The organism is Enterobacter mori LMG 25706 (assembly GCF_000211415.1).
In the GTDB taxonomy this organism is placed as follows: Bacteria; Pseudomonadota; Gammaproteobacteria; order Enterobacterales; family Enterobacteriaceae; genus Enterobacter; species Enterobacter mori.
Genome location: NZ_GL890773.1, coordinates 31,082 through 49,481, shown reverse-complemented (window position 1 = coordinate 49,481; position 18,400 = coordinate 31,082). Strand labels below are relative to the sequence as shown.

Genomic DNA, 18,400 nt, shown 5'->3' with positions numbered 1-18,400 from the left:
GAGGGTTGGGGTGAGGGCAACATTACAACCCTTTGCGCACCCTGCGCTGGGTATAAATTGCATCGGCAACGAAAATTGCCAGCGCCACCCAGATAAAGGCGAAGGTCACCATCTTATCCGCACCCGGCACTTCCCCGTAAAACACCACTGCCAGCAGGAACATCAGCGTCGGGCCAATGTACTGGAAGAAGCCCAGCGTGGAGAGACGCAGGCGCGTCGCCGCGCCGGTGAAGCACAGCAGCGGAATGGTGGTCACCACGCCCGCGGCCATCAGCATCAGGTTCAGCGACCACGGGTTGCTGCCCATGTGGCTGGTGGCGCTGTCGGCGATGCCAAACAGATAAATTGCCGCTACCGGCAGCAGCCACAGGGTTTCAAACAGCATCCCGGTCTGCGCTTCCACCGCAATCTTCTTACGTACCAGCCCATAGAACGCAAAGCTGAACGCCAGACCGAGGGCAATAATCGGCAGAGAGCCGAAGGTCCACAGCTGCACCAGCACGCCGCAGAAAGCCAGAATGACCGCTACCCACTGCATCCGGCGAAAGCGTTCGCCGAGGAAAATCATCCCCAGCACAATGTTCACCAGCGGGTTAATAAAGTATCCCAGGCTCGCTTCAAGCATGTGATGGTTATTCACCGCCCAAATGAACAGCAGCCAGTTGCCGCCGATCAGTACCGCAGAAAGCGCCAGCAGGAAGACCTTTTTAGGGGTTTGCAGCAGCGTTTTGACGCCGGACCACTGACGGCTGACGCTCATCAGCGCAATCATAAAGAAGAACGACCAGATGACGCGGTGGGTGAGGATCTCGTCGGCCGGTACATAGGCGATAAATTTGAAGTACGCCGGTGCGATACCCCAAATAAAATAAGCGGCAAGGGCGAGTAAAACGCCCTGCCGCGTCTGTTTAGCATCCATCGGGAAAATCCGTTACAAAAGAGTGAATTAATTTTACCCGTTTTTATCGCCTTAACCCACCATATAAGTGGCGGTTGCGCTGGCGATATAAACCTGTTCTTCGTTATGCAACTCAACGCGCGCTACCGCGACTTTGTTGCCCGCGCGCAGCAGGCTGCTGGTACAGGTAAAGCGATTACCCCGTCCAGGGCGCAGATAGTCGACGCGTAAATCGATAGTGCCCATCCGCGAAAGACGCTGGCGGAGCTCCTCTTCATTGATGGTGTCATGGCGCGTCAGCGTGCTGCCGACGCAGACCAGCCCCGCCGCCACGTCCAGCGCGGAGGCAATTACCCCACCGTGCAAAATACTTTGCGCCCAGTTGCCTACCATCATTGGCTGATTATTAAAGCTGAGCTGGGCAAAGTCTTTCTCGTATCGCTCCAGTTCCAGCCCCAGCGCGCGGTTAAACGGCATGTGGTACACAAAAATCTCGCCCACGAGTTTTAACGTTTCTTCGGCGGTAAGCGTGGCTGACATGAGGGGTTGCATCCTTGTTGTTAACAAAATGTTGATTTTATGCCTCAACAATAAGGATTTCCACTTTCAGAAACGAGGAGGCGGAAGTTGCTGCAGAAGTCTGTAGAATGCCCGGACAAAACTATTCATTAAATATCACCCTTTCAGGAGAACACCACCGATGCGGACGTATCTGGGTTGGTTACTGGCGGCGGTTTCGCTGCCCCTCACAGCATATGCGCAAGAAGCAACCGTCAAAGAAGTGCACGATGCCCCCGCAGTGCGCGGCAGCATCATCGCCAATATGCTTCAGGAGCATGAGAATCCGTTCACACTGTACCCGTATGACACCAACTACGTGATCTATACCCAGACCAGCGATCTCAACAAAGAGGCGATAAGTTCCTATAACTGGTCCGATAATGCGCGTAAAGATGAGGTGAAGTTCCAGCTCAGCCTCGCGTTCCCGTTCTGGCGAGGCATTCTTGGGCCGAACTCGGTGCTCGGTGCGTCATACACCCAAAAGTCCTGGTGGCAGCTCTCCAACAGCGGTGAGTCCTCGCCGTTCCGTGAAACCAACTATGAGCCGCAGCTGTTCCTCGGCTTCGCAACGGATTACGAATTTGCTGGCTGGACGCTGCGTGACGTCGAGGTGGGGTTTAACCACGATTCCAACGGACGTTCCGACCCAACCTCGCGCAGCTGGAACCGTGCCTATACGCGCCTGATGGCGCAGAACGGTAACTGGATGGTAGAAGTTAAGCCGTGGTACGTGGTGGGCAGCACCGATGACAACCCGGATATCACCAAATACATGGGCTACTACCAGCTCAAGATTGGCTATCAGCTGGGTGATGCCGTGCTGAGCGCGAAAGGCCAGTACAACTGGAACACCGGCTACGGTGGTGCTGAGGTTGGCCTGAGCTACCCGGTGACGAAACATGTGCGTCTTTATACGCAGGTGTACAGCGGTTACGGCGAGTCGCTTATCGATTATAACTTCAACCAGACCCGTGTGGGTGTGGGCGTTATGCTGAACGATATTTTCTAGGTCGCTCGAATGTTTTTGCGTTAAACGTTGAAGTTTCTTTCTCAGGCGCTGAAAATAGCGCCTGTTTCATTTCTGGCATATGGGGTTAACGTGGCGCAGGCGGAAGTATTGAATCAGGAATCGCTGGCTAAACAGGTTTTGCATGAAACCTTTGGCTACCAGCAGTTCCGCCCCGGCCAGGAAACCATCATTGAAACCGTGCTGGAAGGCCGCGATTGCCTGGTGGTGATGCCGACCGGCGGCGGGAAATCCCTCTGCTATCAGGTGCCTGCGCTGGTGCTGAACGGCCTGACGGTCGTGGTATCCCCCCTCATTTCTCTGATGAAAGACCAGGTCGACCAGCTGCTCGCCAACGGCGTGGCGGCCGCCTGTCTTAACTCCACGCAGACCCGCGAGCAGCAGCAAGAGGTGATGGCGGGTTGCCGCACCGGACAGATTCGCCTGCTGTATATCGCGCCGGAACGCCTGATGCTGGATAACTTTCTCGACCATCTCGCGCACTGGAACCCGGTGCTGCTGGCGGTGGATGAAGCGCACTGTATCTCCCAGTGGGGACACGATTTCCGCCCGGAATATGCCGCCCTCGGCCAGCTGCGTCAGCGCTTCCCCGAGCTGCCGTTTATGGCGCTTACCGCCACGGCGGATGACACTACACGCCTGGATATCGTTCGTCTGCTCGGGCTGAACGACCCCTACATTCAGGTCAGCAGCTTCGACCGCCCGAACATCCGCTACATGCTGATGGAAAAATTCAAGCCGCTGGATCAGCTCTTGCGCTATGTGCAGGAGCAGCGCGGCAAGTCCGGCATCATCTACTGCAACAGCCGTGCGAAGGTGGAAGACACCGCCGCGCGTCTGCAAAACCGCGGCTTTAGCGCCGCCGCGTATCACGCCGGACTGGAGAACCACATCCGCGCCGACGTGCAGGAGAAATTCCAGCGCGACGACCTTCAAATCGTGGTCGCGACGGTGGCGTTCGGGATGGGCATCAACAAGCCCAATGTGCGCTTTGTTGTGCACTTCGACATCCCGCGCAATATCGAATCCTACTATCAGGAAACCGGTCGCGCCGGGCGTGACGGGCTGCCTGCGGAAGCGATGCTGTTTTACGATCCGGCGGACATGGCGTGGCTGCGCCGCTGTCTGGAAGAGAAACCGCAGGGACAGCTGCAGGATATCGAGCGTCACAAGCTCAACGCGATGGGCGCGTTTGCCGAAGCGCAAACCTGCCGCCGTCTGGTGCTGCTCAACTACTTTGGTGAAGGGCGACAGGAGCCGTGCGGCAACTGCGATATTTGCCTTGATCCGCCGAAGCAGTACGATGGTCTGATGGACGCGCGTAAAGCGCTCTCAACCATTGGGCGCGTCAATCAACGCTTTGGTATGGGCTACGTGGTGGAAGTGCTGCGCGGGGCGAATAACCAGCGTATCCGCGATATGGGCCACGACAAGCTGCCGGTTTACGGCATCGGTAAAGAGCAGAGCCACGAGCACTGGGTGAGTATCATTCGCCAGCTGATCCACCTTGGCTTTGCCACGCAAAACATTGCCCAGCACTCTGCGTTGCAGCTTACCGAAGCCGCGCGTCCGGTGCTGCGCGGTGAAGTTGAACTGAAACTGGCCGTTCCACGCGTCATCGCCCTGAAGCCGCGCGTGATGCAAAAATCCTACGGCGGCAACTACGACCGCAAGCTGTTCGCCAAACTGCGCAAGCTGCGTAAGGCGATTGCCGACGAAGAAAACATCCCGCCTTACGTGGTGTTCAACGACGCGACGCTGATTGAGATGGCCGAGCAGATGCCGCTCAGCGCGAGCGAGATGCTGAGCGTCAACGGCGTCGGCACGCGCAAGCTGGAGCGCTTCGGGAAAGAGTTTATGGCGCTCATCCGCTCTCACGCCGATGGTGATGACGAGGAGTAGTCAGCCGGGCGAAAAAGTGCCAGGATGGTGACTCACTACATTATTTCCCCGCGAGCTAATTATGTTAATGCTATTTCTCACCGTGGCATTGGTGCACATCGTTGCGCTGATGAGCCCAGGCCCTGACTTTTTCTTCGTGTCGCAAACCGCCGTCAGCCGCTCCCGCAAAGAGGCGATGATGGGCGTGCTCGGTATTACCATGGGCGTCATGGTCTGGGCGGCAGTCGCACTGCTCGGTCTGAACCTGATCCTGGCGAAGATGGCCTGGCTGCATAACATCATTATGGTCGGCGGTGGGCTGTACCTCTGCTGGATGGGCTACCAGATGCTGCGCGGGGCGCTGAAGAAAGAAGAGAAAAAGCCGGAAGAGCCAAAGGTGGAGCTGGCAACGGGCGGACGCAGCTTTGTGAAAGGGCTGCTGACCAACCTGGCGAACCCGAAAGCGATTATCTATTTCGGCTCCGTGTTCTCGCTGTTTGTCGGTGATAGCGTTGGCGCGGGCGCGCGCTGGGGTATCTTCCTGCTGATCGTCGTTGAAACCTTTGCCTGGTTTACCATCGTGGCCAGCCTGTTCGCTTTACCGGCAATGCGCCGTGGCTACCAGCGCATTGCGAAGTGGATCGACGGCTTCGCCGGCGCGCTGTTCGCCGGCTTCGGCATTCATCTCATCATCTCTCGCTAAGCATGACGCGCTGACGCAAGCAGCGCGCCAACCAGCATAAACAGCGAACCAAAGACTTTATTCAGGGCCTTCATCTGCTTAGGCCCTTTGATCCACGCCGCAATTCGCTGCGCCAGCGTCGCATAGCCAATCATCACGATGATATCGACAATAATGGTGGTCGCTCCCAGCACCACGTACTGCATCACCTGCGGCTGGTGCGGCACGATAAACTGCGGGAACAGCGCGGCGAGGAAAACGATGCTCTTCGGGTTGGTCAGGTTGACGAAGACCGCGCGCTTAAACAGATGGCCTCGGTTTTGCGTCTGAGCGAGCGTGTTGAGGTTGATGGAGCCTGCCGCGCGCCACTGCTGGATGCCGAGCCAAATCAGATATGCCGCACCGGCCCATTTCAGCACTTCAAACGCCAGCACCGAGCGGGAGAACAGGGTCCCCAGACCAATTCCGACCAGGACGATATGAATGCCCAGCCCGGTCTGCAAACCGGCGATGGATGCCGCCGCACCGCGATAGCCGTGATTGATGGAGGTGGTCATGGTGTTAATGGCACCCGAGCCCGGTGAAAGGCTGAGGATAATGGATGTCAGCAGGTAGGCGAACCACCATTCGAAGGTCATTTGAAACTCGCGAACCGTCTATTTTTATGCCACAATACGCTATTATTGCGTCATTTTGTGACCAGTGACGAAAAAAACGATATTCCCTGGATTACGTGAGTGGAAACCCAATGTTTCAGCAGAAAAAGGACTGGGAAACACGAGAAAACGCTTTTGCTGCTTTCTCTATGGGGCCGCTGACCGATTTCTGGCGGCAGCGTGAGGAAGATGAGTTTACGGGCGTCGGGGGCATCCCGGTGCGCTTCGTTCGTTTCCGCAATGAAAAAAATGACCGTGTGATTGTCGTCTGCCCCGGACGCATTGAAAGCTACGTTAAATATGCCGAACTGGCTTACGACCTGGTCCATATGGGGTTCGACGTGCTGATCATCGACCACCGTGGACAGGGGTTGTCCGGTCGTATGCTGCCGGATACGCACCGTGGGCACGTGGATAACTTCAGCGATTACGTCGACGATTTTGCAGCGTTCTGGCAGCAGGAAGTGCAGCCTGGCCCTTGGCGCAAGCGGTATATCCTTGCGCACTCCATGGGCGGTGCCATTTCGACACTGTTTTTGCAGCGGTATGAGCACCAGTGCGACGCCATTGCGCTCACCGCACCGATGTACGGTATTGTCATTCGTTTTCCCGATTGGATGGTGCGCCATCTTCTCGACTGGGCTGAGGGCCATCAGCGCATTCGTGAAGGCTATGCCATCGGTACCGGGCGCTGGCGCGCATTGCCGTTCGCCATCAACGTTCTGACCCACAGTCGGCAGCGCTATCGCCGCAACCTGCGCTTTTATGCCGATGAACCGCGCTTGCGCGTTGGCGGCCCGACCTGGCACTGGGTGCGGGAAGGTATTCATGCCGGTGAGCAGGTGCTGGCGGGCGTAGGCGATGATGACACGCCGACGCTTCTGATTCAGGCGGAGGAAGAGCGTGTGGTGGATAACCGCATGCATGACCGCTATTGTGAACTGCGCGCTGCCGCCGGTCACCCTTGTGAAGGGGGAAAACCGCTGGTCATCAACGGCGCGTACCATGAGATCCTTTTTGAAAAGGACGCTATGCGCTCAGTCGCGCTTAACGCCATTGTTGAATTTTTCAACAGGCATAATTGATATTCACCAGAGGTTAAATTTCCCTATGTACCAGGTTGTTGCATCTGACTTAGATGGCACGCTGCTTTCCCCCGACCACACCCTCTCGCCTTACGCGAAAGAGACATTAAAACTCCTGACTGCCCGTGGCGTGAACTTCGTGTTTGCCACCGGTCGCCACCACGTGGACGTGGGGCAGATCCGCGATAATCTGGAAATCAAATCGTACATGATCACCTCCAACGGTGCGCGCGTGCACGACACGGATGGTAACCTGATTTTTACCCACAATCTGGACCGCGATATTGCCGCCGATCTGTTCGGCGTGGTGCACAATAACCCGGATATCGTCACCAACGTTTATCGCGATGACGAGTGGTTTATGAACCGCCACCGCCCGGATGAGATGCGCTTTTTCAAGGAAGCCGTATTCCAGTACTCACTGTACGAGCCTGGCCTGCTGGAGCCGGAAGGGATCAGTAAGGTGTTCTTCACCTGCGAAAGCCATGAAGCGCTGCTGCCGCTGGAGCAAGCGATCAACGCTCGCTGGGGCGACCGCGTTAACGTGAGCTTCTCCACGCTGACCTGCCTGGAAGTGATGGCCGGTGGCGTCTCCAAAGGTCACGCGCTGGAAGCGGTGGCTAAACGTCTGGGCTTTGAGCTGAAAGACTGCATCGCGTTTGGAGACGGCATGAACGACGCTGAGATGCTCTCCATGGCGGGCAAAGGCTGCATCATGGAGAACGCGCACCAGCGTCTGAAAGACCTGCACCCGGAGCTGGAAGTGATCGGCACTAACGGCGATAACGCTGTGCCTAAGTACCTGCGCAAACTGTTCCTTGAATAATCTTCATTTGATTAATTATTGTTCAGTTGTCAACTAAAGAGTTCGCTACAATGCCTGTCCTTCTTTCTGAGAGACAAGCATTGTGGCGCTACTCATTATCACCACTATCCTGTGGGCCTTCTCCTTCAGCCTGATTGGCGAATACCTTGCTGGATCGGTCGACAGCTACTTCTCGGTGCTGATGCGCGTGGGGCTGGCGGCGCTGGTGTTCCTGCCGTTTCTGCGCGCGCGCGGACAATCGTTGAAAACGATACTGCTTTATATGCTGGTGGGCGCGATGCAGCTCGGCATCATGTACCTGTTCAGCTTCCGGGCTTACGTTTATCTGTCTGTCTCGGAATTCCTGCTGTTCACCGTGCTCACGCCGCTCTACATCACCCTGATCTACGACCTGCTCAGCAAGCGTCGTCTGCGCTGGGGATATCTTTTAAGTGCGGCGCTGGCAGTGCTTGGGGCGGCGATTATTCGCTATGACAAGGTAAGCGATCACTTCTGGACAGGGCTGATGTTCGTCCAGCTCGCCAATATCAGCTTCGCCATCGGCATGGTGGGATACAAACGGCTGATGGAGACTCGTCCGATGCCGCAGCACAACGCGTTCGCCTGGTTCTATATGGGGGCTGCGATTGTCGCGGTGGTGGCGTGGTTTATGCTCGGCAACCCGCAAAAACTGCCGACTACCACCGTGCAGTGGAGCGTTCTGGTCTGGCTGGGCGTGGTGGCTTCCGGGCTGGGATACTTCATGTGGAACTACGGCGCTACGCAGGTAGACGCCGGTACGCTGGGGATCATGAATAACGTGCATGTCCCGGCAGGGCTGCTGGTCAATCTCGCCATCTGGCAGCAACAGCCGCACTGGCCGAGTTTCCTTATTGGGGGAGCGGTGATCCTGGCTTCGCTGTGGGTACATCGCCGTTGGGTCGCTCCGCGCTCCGCACAAACGGAAGATGGTCGCACGCGTGGTTCCGCGCTGAGCGAATAAACGCTTCCGTAATCGGCTGACGCTGCTCGCCATCGCGCACGGCGGCGTACAGCCTGCTCCACAGTCCTTCACCCAGGGTTTTGGTCACCACCAGACCCTGGCGTTCAAAACTCTCCACCACCCAGTGCGGCAATGCCGCGATGCCCATTCTGGCCGCCACCATCTGTATCAACAGCAACGTGTTATCTACGCTTTTCAGCTGTGGGCTAATCCCAGCGGGCTGCAGGAAGTGACGCCAGATATCCAGGCGACTGCGCTGCACGGGATAAATCAGCAGCGTTTCTGTCGCCAGATCTTCCGGCGTGATGCGCGTTTTACTGGCCAGCGGATGGTCCGGGGCCAGCACCAGGCGCACTTCATAATCAAACATCGGCGAATAGTGCAGGCCGCTGCGCGGCAGAATATCTGACGTCATCACCAGATCCAGCTCGCCCTGCTGAAGCGACGGCTGCGGGTCAAAGGTCACGCCGGATGTAAAGTCCATCTCCACCTGCGGCCACTTCTGGCGGAAGTTCTCAAGCGCGGGGGTCAGCCACTGAATACAGCTATGGCACTCAATGGCAATACGCAGTTTGGTTTGCTGCGGCTCGTTGCAGGACTGCAGCGCGCTGGCGATCTGCGGCAGTACCTGATTTGCCAGTTGCAGCAGAATTTCACCCTGCGGCGTAAAGCGCAAAGGCTGGCTCTTACGCACAAAAAGACGAAAGCCGAGGCGTTGTTCCAGATCGCTGAACTGGTGAGAAAGGGCAGACTGGGTCTGGTGCAGCGTGGCCGCCGCTGCCGCAAGAGAACCGCAGTTCCGCAACGCTTGTAGCGTTTTCAGGTGTTTAATCTCGATCATGAAAGTCCTTCACTTCGCCATGAACATTTTGCGCTTGAGGAATATACAGTACCTGCCAATTATAGATGTGTAAACATCTGGACGTCTAAATAACAAATTTCACAAGGGGCATAACATGACAATCCGCAATCACACTCTCGGTTTTCCTCGCGTTGGCCTGCGCCGCGAACTGAAAAAAGCGCAAGAAAGCTACTGGGCGGGTAACACCACCCGTGAAGAACTGCTGACGGTGGGACGCGAGCTGCGCGCCCGTCACTGGGAGCAGCAAAAACAGGCGGGCATTGACCTGCTGCCGGTGGGCGATTTCGCCTGGTACGACCATGTTCTGACGACCAGCCTGCTGCTTGGCAACGTGCCGGCTCGTCATCAGAACAAAGATGGATCGGTAGATATTGATACCCTGTTCCGCATCGGCCGTGGCCGTGCACCAACGGGGGAGCCAGCGGCAGCGGCGGAAATGACCAAGTGGTTCAACACCAACTATCACTATATGGTGCCGGAGTTCGTGAAAGGTCAGCAGTTCAGGCTGACCTGGACGCAGCTGCTGGATGAAGTGGACGAAGCGCTGGCGCTGGGTCATCAGGTGAAGCCCGTATTGCTGGGGCCAGTCACCTACCTGTGGCTGGGTAAAGTAAAAGGCGAACAGTTTGACCGCCTCAGCCTGCTGAACGATATTCTGCCGGTCTACAAACAGGTGCTGATTGAGCTGGGCAAGCGCGGCATTCAGTGGGTGCAAATCGACGAACCCGCGCAGGTGCTTGAGCTGCCGCAGGAGTGGCTTGATGCCTTCAAACCGGCGTATGACGCGCTCACCGGGCAAGTGAAGCTGCTGCTCACTACCTATTTCGAAGGCGTGATGCCAAACCTGAAGACCATTACCGCGCTGCCGGTTCAGGGCCTGCACGTTGACTTCGTTCACGGTAAAGACGATGTCGCGGAGCTGCACAAGCGCCTGCCAGCGGACTGGCTGCTTTCTGCCGGGCTGGTTAACGGTCGCAACGTCTGGCGTGCCGATCTGACCGAGAAATATGCACAAATCAAAGATATTGTCGGCAAACGTGAGCTGTGGGTGGCATCCTCTTGCTCGCTGCTGCACAGCCCAATCGATCTCAGCGTGGAGACCCGTCTCGACCCTGAAGTGAAAAGCTGGTTTGCCTTCGCCCTGCAAAAATGCGAAGAGCTGACGCTGCTGCGCGACGCGCTGAACAGCGGCGAGACGGCGGCGATTACCGAATGGAGCGCACCGATCCAGGCGCGTCGTCACTCGGCCCGTGTGCACAACCCGGCGGTGGAAAAACGCCTGGCGGCCATCACTGCGCAGGACAGCCAGCGCCAGAGCCCGTATGAAGTTCGCGCCGAAGCGCAGCGCGCCCGTTTCAACCTGCCTGCGTGGCCGACCACCACAATTGGTTCTTTCCCGCAAACCACTGAAATCCGCGGCCTGCGTCTGGACTTCAGGAAGGGCAACCTGGATGCGAACAACTACCGCACCGGTATCGCTGAGCACATTAAGCAGGCAATTATCGAGCAGGAGCGTTTAGGTCTGGACGTGCTGGTGCACGGTGAGGCCGAGCGTAACGACATGGTCGAATACTTCGGTGAGCACCTGGACGGCTTCGTCTTTACCCAGAACGGCTGGGTGCAGAGCTATGGCTCCCGCTGCGTGAAGCCGCCAGTGGTCATCGGCGACGTCAGCCGCCCGGAAGCGATCACTGTGGAGTGGGCGAAGTATGCCCAGTCCCTGACCGATAAGCCGGTGAAAGGGATGCTCACCGGTCCGGTAACCATTCTCTGCTGGTCCTTCCCGCGCGAAGACGTGACCCGTGAGACTATCGCGAAGCAAATCGCGCTGGCGCTGCGTGATGAAGTGGCAGATCTGGAAGCTGCAGGCATTGGCATCATCCAGATTGACGAACCGGCGCTGCGCGAAGGTCTGCCGCTGCGTCGCAGCGACTGGGATGCTTACCTGCAGTGGGGCGTGGAAGCGTTCCGCATCAACGCCGCGGTGGCGAAGGACGACACCCAGATCCACACCCACATGTGCTATTGCGAATTTAACGACATCATGGATTCGATTGCCGCGCTGGACGCCGACGTGATCACCATCGAGACCTCGCGTTCAGACATGGAGCTGCTGGAGTCGTTTGAAGAGTTCGACTACCCGAACGAAATCGGGCCGGGCGTTTACGACATTCACTCCCCGAACGTGCCGAGCGTGGAGTGGATCGAAGCCCTGCTGAAAAAAGCCGCCCAGCGGATCCCGGCGGAACGTCTGTGGGTGAACCCGGACTGCGGACTGAAAACCCGCGGCTGGCCGGAGACGCGCGCGGCGCTGGCGAACATGGTGAAGGCGGCGCAGAACTTGCGTCAGGCTTGATGCAGCGTAGGCCCGGTAAGGCGTTGCCGCCACCGGGCTTTTTTGCTTTTATGCTTTTTTCCCGCCGTACTGGCTAAACCATGCCAGCATCCTCTGCCAGCCATCTTTGGCTGATTCTGCGTGATAGCTCGGGCGATAATCGGCATTAAACGCGTGTCCGGCATCCGGGTACACCACAATCTCCGCCTTCGCGTTCGCCGCGCGTAGCGCATGACGCATGGTCTCGACGGTATCAAGCGCAATGCCTGTATCCTGACCACCATAAAGCCCTAGCACCGGTGCATTCAAATCCGTTGCGATATCAACAGGCTGCTTCGGTGAGTTCAGCGTTTTTTCGCCCACCAGTTTGCCGTACCAGGCGACGGCCGCTTTCAACTGCGGGTTATGCGCGGCATACAGCCAGCTAATGCGTCCGCCCCAGCAGAAGCCGGTCACCAGCAGACGATGTGCATCGCCCCCGTTGCGCGCGGCCCAGCTGGCAACGTGATCAAGGTCAGCCAGCACCTGGGCATCCGGAACTTTGCTCACCAGATTGTTGAACAATGTAGGGATATCGCTGTAATCGTTCGGATCGCCCTGACGGAAATAGAGCTCTGGCGCAATGGCCAGGTACCCTTCCAGCGCCAGGCGGCGGCAGAGGTCACGAATATGCTCGTGAACGCCAAAAATTTCCTGAACCACAATCACGATCGGCAGCGGGCTGTCTGCCGATTTTGGCCGCGCGTGATAAGCAGGCATATTCTCCCCCTGCGAGGGGATGGAGGTCTCGCCCGCAGTAATGGCTTCTTCTGAGGTTGAGACGATGGTTGAAGCATGCGGAGCCGCAGCAGGTGCAAAACCGGTTTTTTCAGTCATGGCATTCTCCGTACCAATGAGTTAGCGCAAAGGTAAATATAGTCACCAGGTTAACAACCCACAGTGCCTTATACGGTCTATCTTTTGTGCAGCACCTGTCGATATAACTTGTTAATGTGATGTAAGTCACTATTTAATGGAAATTAACTGCAACCATTTTTATTCATGGTGAGGTATGTCACGAAATTCTGCGTAGTGCTTCTGTAAAGTACCGTTTTACTTCTTCTGACTAACCGACCCACAGAGGAGTCACCCTATGTCTAAGTCTGATGTTTTTCATCTCGGCCTCACCAAAAACGATTTACAAGGGGCTACGCTCGCTATCGTCCCTGGCGATCCTGAGCGTGTGGAAAAGATCGCCGCGCTGATGGATAAGCCGGTTAAGCTGGCAGCCCATCGTGAATTCACCACCTGGCGCGCAGAGCTGGATGGCAAAGCGGTGATCGTGTGCTCTACCGGTAGCGGTGGCCCGTCTACGTCTATTGCGGGGGAAGAGCTGGCGCAGCTGGGCATTCGTACTTTCCTGCGTATCGGCACCACTGGCGCTATTCAGCCGCACATCAATGTGGGCGACGTGCTGGTTACGACCGCATCTGTACGTCTGGACGGCGCAAGCCTGCACTTTGCACCAATGGAATTCCCGGCAGTAGCCGATTTCGAATGCACCACCGCGCTGGTTGAGGCCGCGAAATCCGTGGGCGCGACCACTCACGTGGGCGTCACCGCCTCTTCCGATACCTTCTACCCGGGCCAGGAGCGTTACGACACCTTCTCAGGCCGCGTGGTGAGCCGTTTCAAAGGCTCTATGGAAGAGTGGCAGTCCATGGGCGTGATGAACTACGAAATGGAATCTGCAACGCTGTTGACCATGTGCGCAAGCCAGGGTCTGCGTGCCGGTATGGTGGCGGGCGTGATCGTCAACCGTACCCAGCAGGAGATCCCGAATGCCGAAACCATGAAGCAGACCGAAAGTCATGCGGTGAAAATCGTGGTGGAAGCGGCCCGTCGCCTCATCTAATCCTCTCTTCAGAGACACAAGGCCGACATGTTCGGCCTTTATTTTTTGCGTTGCGCCTCGCAGGAAAACCCTTTCAAACTGGACGTTCATACAGCACAATTCTATTTTGTGCGGGTAATACGTTGATGCAGGGGGCATTGTGGATATCTCAATCCTGATTTATGCGGTGGTTGCGCTGGTGAGCGTGGCGGTAGGCTGGCTGATTTCCAGCTACCAGCATGCGCAGATGAAAGCCGATCAGCTGGCAGAACGTGAAGAGATCGTCTCAGAGCTGAGCGCCCACAAAACAACAGCTTGCTCAAGGCTCGCACTGGCGTGACGAGTGCGAGCTGCTCAATAATGAACTGCGTAACCTGCGCGACATCAACACTTCACTGGAGGCCGATCTCCGCGAAGTGACCACCCGTCTTGAATCCACCCAACTGCATGCGGAAGACAAAATCCGCCAGATGATCAACAGCGAGCAGCGCCTCAGCGAACAGTTTGAGAACCTCGCCAACCGAATTTTTGAGCACAGCAACCGCCGCGTTGACGAACAGAACCGACAGAGCCTGAATAGCCTGCTGACGCCACTGCGTGAACAACTGGACGGGTTTCGCCGTCAGGTGCAGGACAGCTTTGGTCAGGAGGCGCGCGAGCGGCACACCCTGGCGCATGAAATCCGTAATCTCCAGCAGCTGAATGCCCAGATGGCGCAGGAGGCAGTGAACCTGACGCGCGCGCTCAAAGGCGATAACAAAACGCAGGGAAACTGGGGGGAAGTGGTGCTGACGCGCGTGCTTGAAGCGTCTGGCCTGCGCGAAGGGTATGAATACGAAACCCAGGTCAGCATTGAGAACGATGCCCGCTCGCGTATGCAGCCGGATGTCATTGTACGTCTGCCGCAGGGTAAAGATGTGGTGATTGACGCCAAAATGACGCTGGTGGCCTACGAGCGCTATTTCAACGCGGAAGATGACTACACCCGCGAGTCGGCGCTGCAGGAACACATCGCCTCCGTGCGTAACCATATTCGTCTGCTGGGCAGAAAGGATTATCAGCAGCTGCCGGGGCTGCGATCGCTGGACTATGTGCTGATGTTTATCCCGGTAGAGCCCGCCTTCCTGCTGGCGCTCGACAGGCAGCCTGAACTGATCACCGAAGCGCTGAAAAATAACATTATGCTGGTCAGCCCTACCACGCTGCTGGTGGCCTTGCGGACCATTGCTAATCTGTGGCGGTACGAGCATCAAAGCCGTAACGCGCAACATATTGCCGATCGCGCCAGCAAGCTTTACGACAAAATGCGCCTGTTTGTGGACGATATGTCCTCGGTAGGGCAAAGCCTGGATCGTGCGCAGGATAACTACCGGCAGGCGATGAAAAAGCTCTCCTCCGGGCGTGGCAACCTGCTGGCGCAAGCCGAAGCGTTTCGCAGCCTGGGGGTGGAGGTGAAACGCGAGATTAATCCGGAATTGGTTGAACAGGCGACGTCGCAGGACGAAGAGTTCCGCCTGCGTGAAGGCGCGGATGAACAAAATACACACAGTGAAGACAACGATTTAGCGGCGAATTTATCGCCAGAAGAGCAGCCGACGCGTTTCTTTCGCGGTGGTTGAATCGTAGGGCAAACGCGCCCAATCTGTTACACTTCACGAACATTTTACTGATAAGCAGGCTCTGAGATGGTTGACGATTCACAAGACACGACGCACTTTGGCTTTCAGACTGTTGCCAAAGCGCAGAAAGCTGACATGGTGGCCCACGTATTTCATTCCGTGGCGGCGAAGTACGATGTGATGAATGACTTGATGTCCTTCGGCATTCATCGCTTGTGGAAGCGCTTTACTATTGACTGCAGCGGTGTGCGTCGTGGACAAACAGTTCTCGATCTGGCTGGCGGAACGGGCGATCTGACGGCGAAATTCTCCCGTCTGGTGGGTGAAACCGGTCGCGTCGTGCTGGCAGATATCAACGACTCAATGCTGAAAATGGGGCGCGAGAAACTGCGTAACATCGGCGTTGTGGGTAACGTGGAATATGTGCAGGCAAACGCTGAAGCGCTGCCGTTCCCGGATAACACCTTTGACTGCATCACCATCTCTTTTGGTCTGCGTAACGTCACCGACAAAGACAAAGCGCTGCGCTCCATGTACCGCGTGCTGAAGCCGGGTGGACGTCTGCTGGTGCTTGAATTCTCCAAACCCATTATCGAGCCGCTGAGCAAAGCCTACGACGCCTACTCCTTCCACGTTCTGCCGCGTATTGGTGAGCTGGTAGCGAACGATGCAGAGAGCTATCGCTACCTGGCCGAATCCATCCGTATGCACCCGGATCAGGATACCCTGAAAGCGATGATGCAGGACGCGGGTTTTGAAAACGTTGAGTATTTCAACATGACGGCGGGTGTCGTCGCGCTACACCGCGGTTACAAGTTCTGAGTGGAGGTGTCCCGTGCCCTTTAAACCCTTAGTCACCGCAGGCATTGAGAATGTATTGAATGCCTTTCTGTATCGCGCTCCGGCGCTGAAGGCTGCACGTCAGCGGCTGAACGGAAAGGTACTGCGTATCGTTTTAAAAGAGTTCTCGACGCCGCTTGTGCTGGTCTTCAGCGAGCGCCAGCTTGACGTTCTGGGTGAATGGGAGGGCGAGGCGGATTGCTCGGTCATCACTCATATGAGCGTGCTGCCAAAACTGCGTGACCGTCAGAAACTGACGGCGCTTATCCGCAGCGGTGAACTCGAAGTTGAAGGCGACATTCAGGTCGTGCAGAACTTCGTGGCGCTCAGCGATCTGGCTGAGTTTGACCCGGCAGAACTGCTTGCGCCTTTTATCGGCGACATCGCCGCCGAAGGGATCGGAAAAGCGATTCATGGCGGTACGGCGTTCCTGCGCAAAAATCTGCAACGGCAGCAGCGCTATGCCGCAGAGGTCATCACCGAAGAGTGGCGCATGGCCCCCGGGCCGCTGGAAGTGGCATGGTTTGCAGAAGAGACCGCTGCTGTTGAACGCGCGGTTGATGCGTTAACCAAACGCCTGGAAAAACTGGAGGGCAAATGACGCCTGGTGAAATTCGGCGCCTCTATTTTATCGTTCGCACCTTTTTGAGCTACGGGCTCGACGAGCTTATCCCCAGAATGCGTATCACGCTGCCGCTTCGTATCTGGCGGCGCACGCTGTTCTGGATGCCAAATCGCCACAAAGACCAGGTTTTAGGCGAACGCTTGCGTCTTGCGCTGCAGGAGCTGGGCCCGGTATGGATCAAGTTTGGGCAGATGCTTTCTACCCGCCGCGATCTCTTCCCGCCGCAAATTGCCGATGAACTGGCGATGCTGCAGGATCGCGTTGCCCCGTTCGACGGGGTGAGAGCGAAGAAGCAGATCGAAGAAGCGATGGGCAACATTCCTGTTGAAACCTGGTTTGATGATTTCGACATTCAGCCGCTCGCATCGGCCTCCATTGCCCAGGTACATACGGCTCGCCTGAAAGAAAACGGCAAAGAAGTGGTTATCAAGGTTATTCGTCCGGATATCCTGCCGATCATCAAAGCCGATATGAAGCTGATCTACAGGTTGGCCCGTTGGGTACCGCGTCTGTTACCGGATGGCCGCCGACTGCGCCCGATGGAAGTGGTGCGGGAGTATGAAAAAACGCTGATTGACGAGCTTAACCTGCTGCGTGAATCGGCGAACGCCATTCAGCTGCGTCGTAACTTTGAAGACAGCCCAATGCTGTATGTTCCTGAAGTCTATTCTGACTATTGCAGCCAGAACATGATGGTCATGGAGCGTATTTACGGTATTCCGGTCTCGGATGTTGTTGCGCTGGAAAAGCAGGGCACCAACATGAAGCTGCTGGCCGAGCGTGGTGTGCAGGTCTTCTTTACCCAGGTCTTCCGCGACAGCTTTTTCCATGCGGACATGCACCCGGGCAACATCTTCGTGAGCTACGAACACCCGGAGGATCCGAAGTACATCGGGATCGACTGTGGCATTGTTGGCTCGCTGAACAAAGAAGATAAGCGCTATCTGGCAGAGAACTTCATCGCGTTCTTCAACCGCGACTACCGCAAGGTGGCCGAGCTGCACGTGGATTCTGGCTGGGTTCCACCAGACACCAATGTCGAAGAGTTTGAGTTTGCGATCCGCACAGTATGCGAACCGATTTTCGAAAAACCGCTGTCGGAGATCTCCTTCGGTCACGTTTTGCTGAACCTGTTCAATACCGCGCGTCGCTTCAATATGGAAGTGCAGCCACAATTAGTTTTACTTCAGAAAACATTACTTTACGTTGAAGGCGTAGGTCGCCAGCTCTATCCTCAGTTAGACTTATGGAAAACGGCGAAACCTTTCCTTGAATCCTGGATCAAAGATCAGGTTGGCATCCCAGCGCTGGTACGCTCCCTTAAGGAGAAAGGCCCGTTCTGGATTGAAAAAATGCCTGAAATTCCTGAACTGGTTTACGACAGTTTGCGTCAGAGCAAGAACCTTCAGCACAGCATGGATAAAATCGCGCACGAGCTTCAGTCCAGCCGCGTGCGCCAGGGACAGTCACGTTACCTCTTTGGCATTGGCGCGACGTTGCTGCGGAGTGGTACGCTGCTGCTCATCAATCGCCCTGACTGGGAGATGATGCCCGCCTGGCTCATGGCTGGCGGCGTTGTTGTCTGGCTCGCTGGCTGGAGAAAAACGCGCTGATTTTGCGTCGCTATCACCAGGTTGCATACGTATAA

General features: G+C 56.6%; 16 protein-coding genes and 1 pseudogene. 12 read left to right on the top strand and 5 right to left on the bottom strand.

Annotated elements, in window-relative coordinates; translation table 11 throughout:
- Positions 1 to 22: 22 nt before the first annotated feature.
- Positions 23 to 919, bottom strand: coding sequence for an EamA family transporter RarD (rarD, locus tag ENTMO_RS0100875; protein ID WP_010426302.1), 897 nt, complete (start codon positions 917 to 919; stop codon positions 23 to 25).
- 51 nt (positions 920 to 970) lie between these two features.
- On the bottom strand, positions 971 to 1,438 hold the full coding sequence (gene yigI, locus ENTMO_RS0100870) for an acyl-CoA thioesterase YigI (protein ID WP_010426301.1): 468 nt from the start codon (positions 1,436 to 1,438) through the stop codon (positions 971 to 973).
- 160 nt (positions 1,439 to 1,598) lie between these two features.
- On the opposite strand from yigI, the gene pldA reads away from it, so the two are divergent.
- The 3 genes from pldA (at position 1,599) to rhtC (ending at position 5,070) form a co-directional block, all read left to right on the top strand.
- The gene (gene pldA, locus ENTMO_RS0100865) at positions 1,599 to 2,468 is read left to right on the top strand and encodes a phospholipase A (protein ID WP_010426300.1); all 870 of its coding nucleotides are present in this window, start codon (positions 1,599 to 1,601) and stop codon (positions 2,466 to 2,468) included.
- A 90-nt stretch (positions 2,469 to 2,558) separates the two neighbouring features.
- A complete protein-coding gene (recQ, locus tag ENTMO_RS0100860; protein WP_010426289.1) occupies positions 2,559 to 4,388 on the top strand; it encodes an ATP-dependent DNA helicase RecQ in 1,830 nt (609 codons plus the stop codon).
- Between the two features lie 61 nt (positions 4,389 to 4,449).
- Positions 4,450 to 5,070 (top strand): threonine export protein RhtC, encoded by a 621-nt coding sequence (gene rhtC, locus ENTMO_RS0100855; protein ID WP_010426287.1) that lies wholly within the window; start codon positions 4,450 to 4,452, stop codon positions 5,068 to 5,070.
- Here the strand turns inward: rhtC and rhtB are convergent.
- On the bottom strand, positions 5,067 to 5,687 hold the full coding sequence (gene rhtB / locus ENTMO_RS0100850) for a homoserine/homoserine lactone efflux protein (protein ID WP_008501533.1): 621 nt from the start codon (positions 5,685 to 5,687) through the stop codon (positions 5,067 to 5,069). The genes rhtC and rhtB overlap by 4 nt on opposite strands.
- A 110-nt stretch (positions 5,688 to 5,797) precedes the next feature.
- Between rhtB and pldB the strand changes: the two genes are divergently transcribed.
- The 3 genes from pldB to ENTMO_RS0100835 all read left to right on the top strand — a co-directional run bounded on the left by pldB (position 5,798) and on the right by ENTMO_RS0100835 (position 8,598).
- On the top strand, positions 5,798 to 6,790 hold the full coding sequence (pldB, locus tag ENTMO_RS0100845) for a lysophospholipase L2 (protein WP_010426283.1): 993 nt from the start codon (positions 5,798 to 5,800) through the stop codon (positions 6,788 to 6,790).
- A 25-nt stretch (positions 6,791 to 6,815) separates the two neighbouring features.
- The gene (gene yigL, locus ENTMO_RS0100840; protein ID WP_010426280.1) at positions 6,816 to 7,616 is read left to right on the top strand and encodes a sugar/pyridoxal phosphate phosphatase YigL; all 801 of its coding nucleotides are present in this window, start codon (positions 6,816 to 6,818) and stop codon (positions 7,614 to 7,616) included.
- Positions 7,617 to 7,698: 82 nt separating this feature from the next.
- A complete protein-coding gene (locus tag ENTMO_RS0100835) occupies positions 7,699 to 8,598 on the top strand; it encodes a carboxylate/amino acid/amine transporter (protein WP_010426279.1) in 900 nt (299 codons plus the stop codon).
- Here ENTMO_RS0100835 and metR read toward each other — a convergent pair.
- A complete protein-coding gene (metR, locus tag ENTMO_RS24525; protein WP_010426278.1) occupies positions 8,486 to 9,439 on the bottom strand; it encodes an HTH-type transcriptional regulator MetR in 954 nt (317 codons plus the stop codon). The genes ENTMO_RS0100835 and metR overlap by 113 nt on opposite strands.
- Before the next feature lie 115 nt (positions 9,440 to 9,554).
- Between metR and metE the strand changes: the two genes are divergently transcribed.
- Positions 9,555 to 11,816: a 5-methyltetrahydropteroyltriglutamate--homocysteine S-methyltransferase gene (metE, locus tag ENTMO_RS0100820; protein WP_010426277.1), complete on the top strand. Its 2,262-nt coding sequence runs from the start codon at positions 9,555 to 9,557 to the stop codon at positions 11,814 to 11,816.
- A 48-nt stretch (positions 11,817 to 11,864) separates the two neighbouring features.
- Here the strand turns inward: metE and ENTMO_RS0100815 are convergent, their stop codons facing one another.
- Entirely contained in the window at positions 11,865 to 12,671 is an 807-nt protein-coding gene (locus tag ENTMO_RS0100815) for a dienelactone hydrolase family protein (RefSeq protein ID WP_010426275.1), read from the bottom strand.
- Between the two features lie 256 nt (positions 12,672 to 12,927).
- On the opposite strand from ENTMO_RS0100815, the gene udp reads away from it, so the two are divergent.
- The 5 genes and pseudogenes from udp to ubiB all read left to right on the top strand — a co-directional run bounded on the left by udp (position 12,928) and on the right by ubiB (position 18,365).
- Positions 12,928 to 13,689 (top strand): uridine phosphorylase, encoded by a 762-nt coding sequence (gene udp / locus ENTMO_RS0100810; RefSeq protein WP_010426274.1) that lies wholly within the window; start codon positions 12,928 to 12,930, stop codon positions 13,687 to 13,689.
- 139 nt (positions 13,690 to 13,828) lie between these two features.
- Positions 13,829 to 15,287, top strand: a pseudogene (gene rmuC, locus ENTMO_RS23610) (DNA recombination protein RmuC).
- A gap of 66 nt (positions 15,288 to 15,353) precedes the next feature.
- Entirely contained in the window at positions 15,354 to 16,109 is a 756-nt protein-coding gene (gene ubiE / locus ENTMO_RS0100800; protein WP_010426273.1) for a bifunctional demethylmenaquinone methyltransferase/2-methoxy-6-polyprenyl-1,4-benzoquinol methylase UbiE, read from the top strand.
- A gap of 13 nt (positions 16,110 to 16,122) precedes the next feature.
- Positions 16,123 to 16,728, top strand: coding sequence for a ubiquinone biosynthesis protein UbiJ (gene ubiJ, locus ENTMO_RS0100795; protein WP_010426272.1), 606 nt, complete (start codon positions 16,123 to 16,125; stop codon positions 16,726 to 16,728).
- Complete coding sequence (gene ubiB, locus ENTMO_RS0100790) at positions 16,725 to 18,365, top strand: ubiquinone biosynthesis regulatory protein kinase UbiB (RefSeq protein ID WP_010426271.1); 1,641 nt, start codon at positions 16,725 to 16,727, stop codon at positions 18,363 to 18,365. The genes ubiJ and ubiB overlap by 4 nt, the downstream gene beginning before the upstream one ends.
- Positions 18,366 to 18,400 lie beyond the last annotated feature (35 nt).

Excerpts from the sequence above, each read along its gene's own strand:
- pldB (WP_010426283.1), top strand. The coding sequence starts at position 5,798 with ATGTTTCAGCAGAAAAAGGACTGGGAAACACGAGAAAACGCTTTTGCT.
- yigI (WP_010426301.1), bottom strand. The coding sequence starts at position 1,438 with ATGTCAGCCACGCTTACCGCCGAAGAAACGTTAAAACTCGTGGGCGAG.
- metE (WP_010426277.1), top strand. The coding sequence starts at position 9,555 with ATGACAATCCGCAATCACACTCTCGGTTTTCCTCGCGTTGGCCTGCGC.
- udp (WP_010426274.1), top strand. The coding sequence starts at position 12,928 with ATGTCTAAGTCTGATGTTTTTCATCTCGGCCTCACCAAAAACGATTTA.
- ENTMO_RS0100815 (WP_010426275.1), bottom strand. The coding sequence starts at position 12,671 with ATGACTGAAAAAACCGGTTTTGCACCTGCTGCGGCTCCGCATGCTTCA.
- yigL (WP_010426280.1), top strand. The coding sequence starts at position 6,816 with ATGTACCAGGTTGTTGCATCTGACTTAGATGGCACGCTGCTTTCCCCC.
- rhtC (WP_010426287.1), top strand. The coding sequence starts at position 4,450 with ATGTTAATGCTATTTCTCACCGTGGCATTGGTGCACATCGTTGCGCTG.
- ubiB (WP_010426271.1), top strand. The coding sequence starts at position 16,725 with ATGACGCCTGGTGAAATTCGGCGCCTCTATTTTATCGTTCGCACCTTT.
- pldA (WP_010426300.1), top strand. The coding sequence starts at position 1,599 with ATGCGGACGTATCTGGGTTGGTTACTGGCGGCGGTTTCGCTGCCCCTC.
- ubiE (WP_010426273.1), top strand. The coding sequence starts at position 15,354 with ATGGTTGACGATTCACAAGACACGACGCACTTTGGCTTTCAGACTGTT.
- rhtB (WP_008501533.1), bottom strand. The coding sequence starts at position 5,687 with ATGACCTTCGAATGGTGGTTCGCCTACCTGCTGACATCCATTATCCTC.
- metR (WP_010426278.1), bottom strand. The coding sequence starts at position 9,439 with ATGATCGAGATTAAACACCTGAAAACGCTACAAGCGTTGCGGAACTGC.
- rarD (WP_010426302.1), bottom strand. The coding sequence starts at position 919 with ATGGATGCTAAACAGACGCGGCAGGGCGTTTTACTCGCCCTTGCCGCT.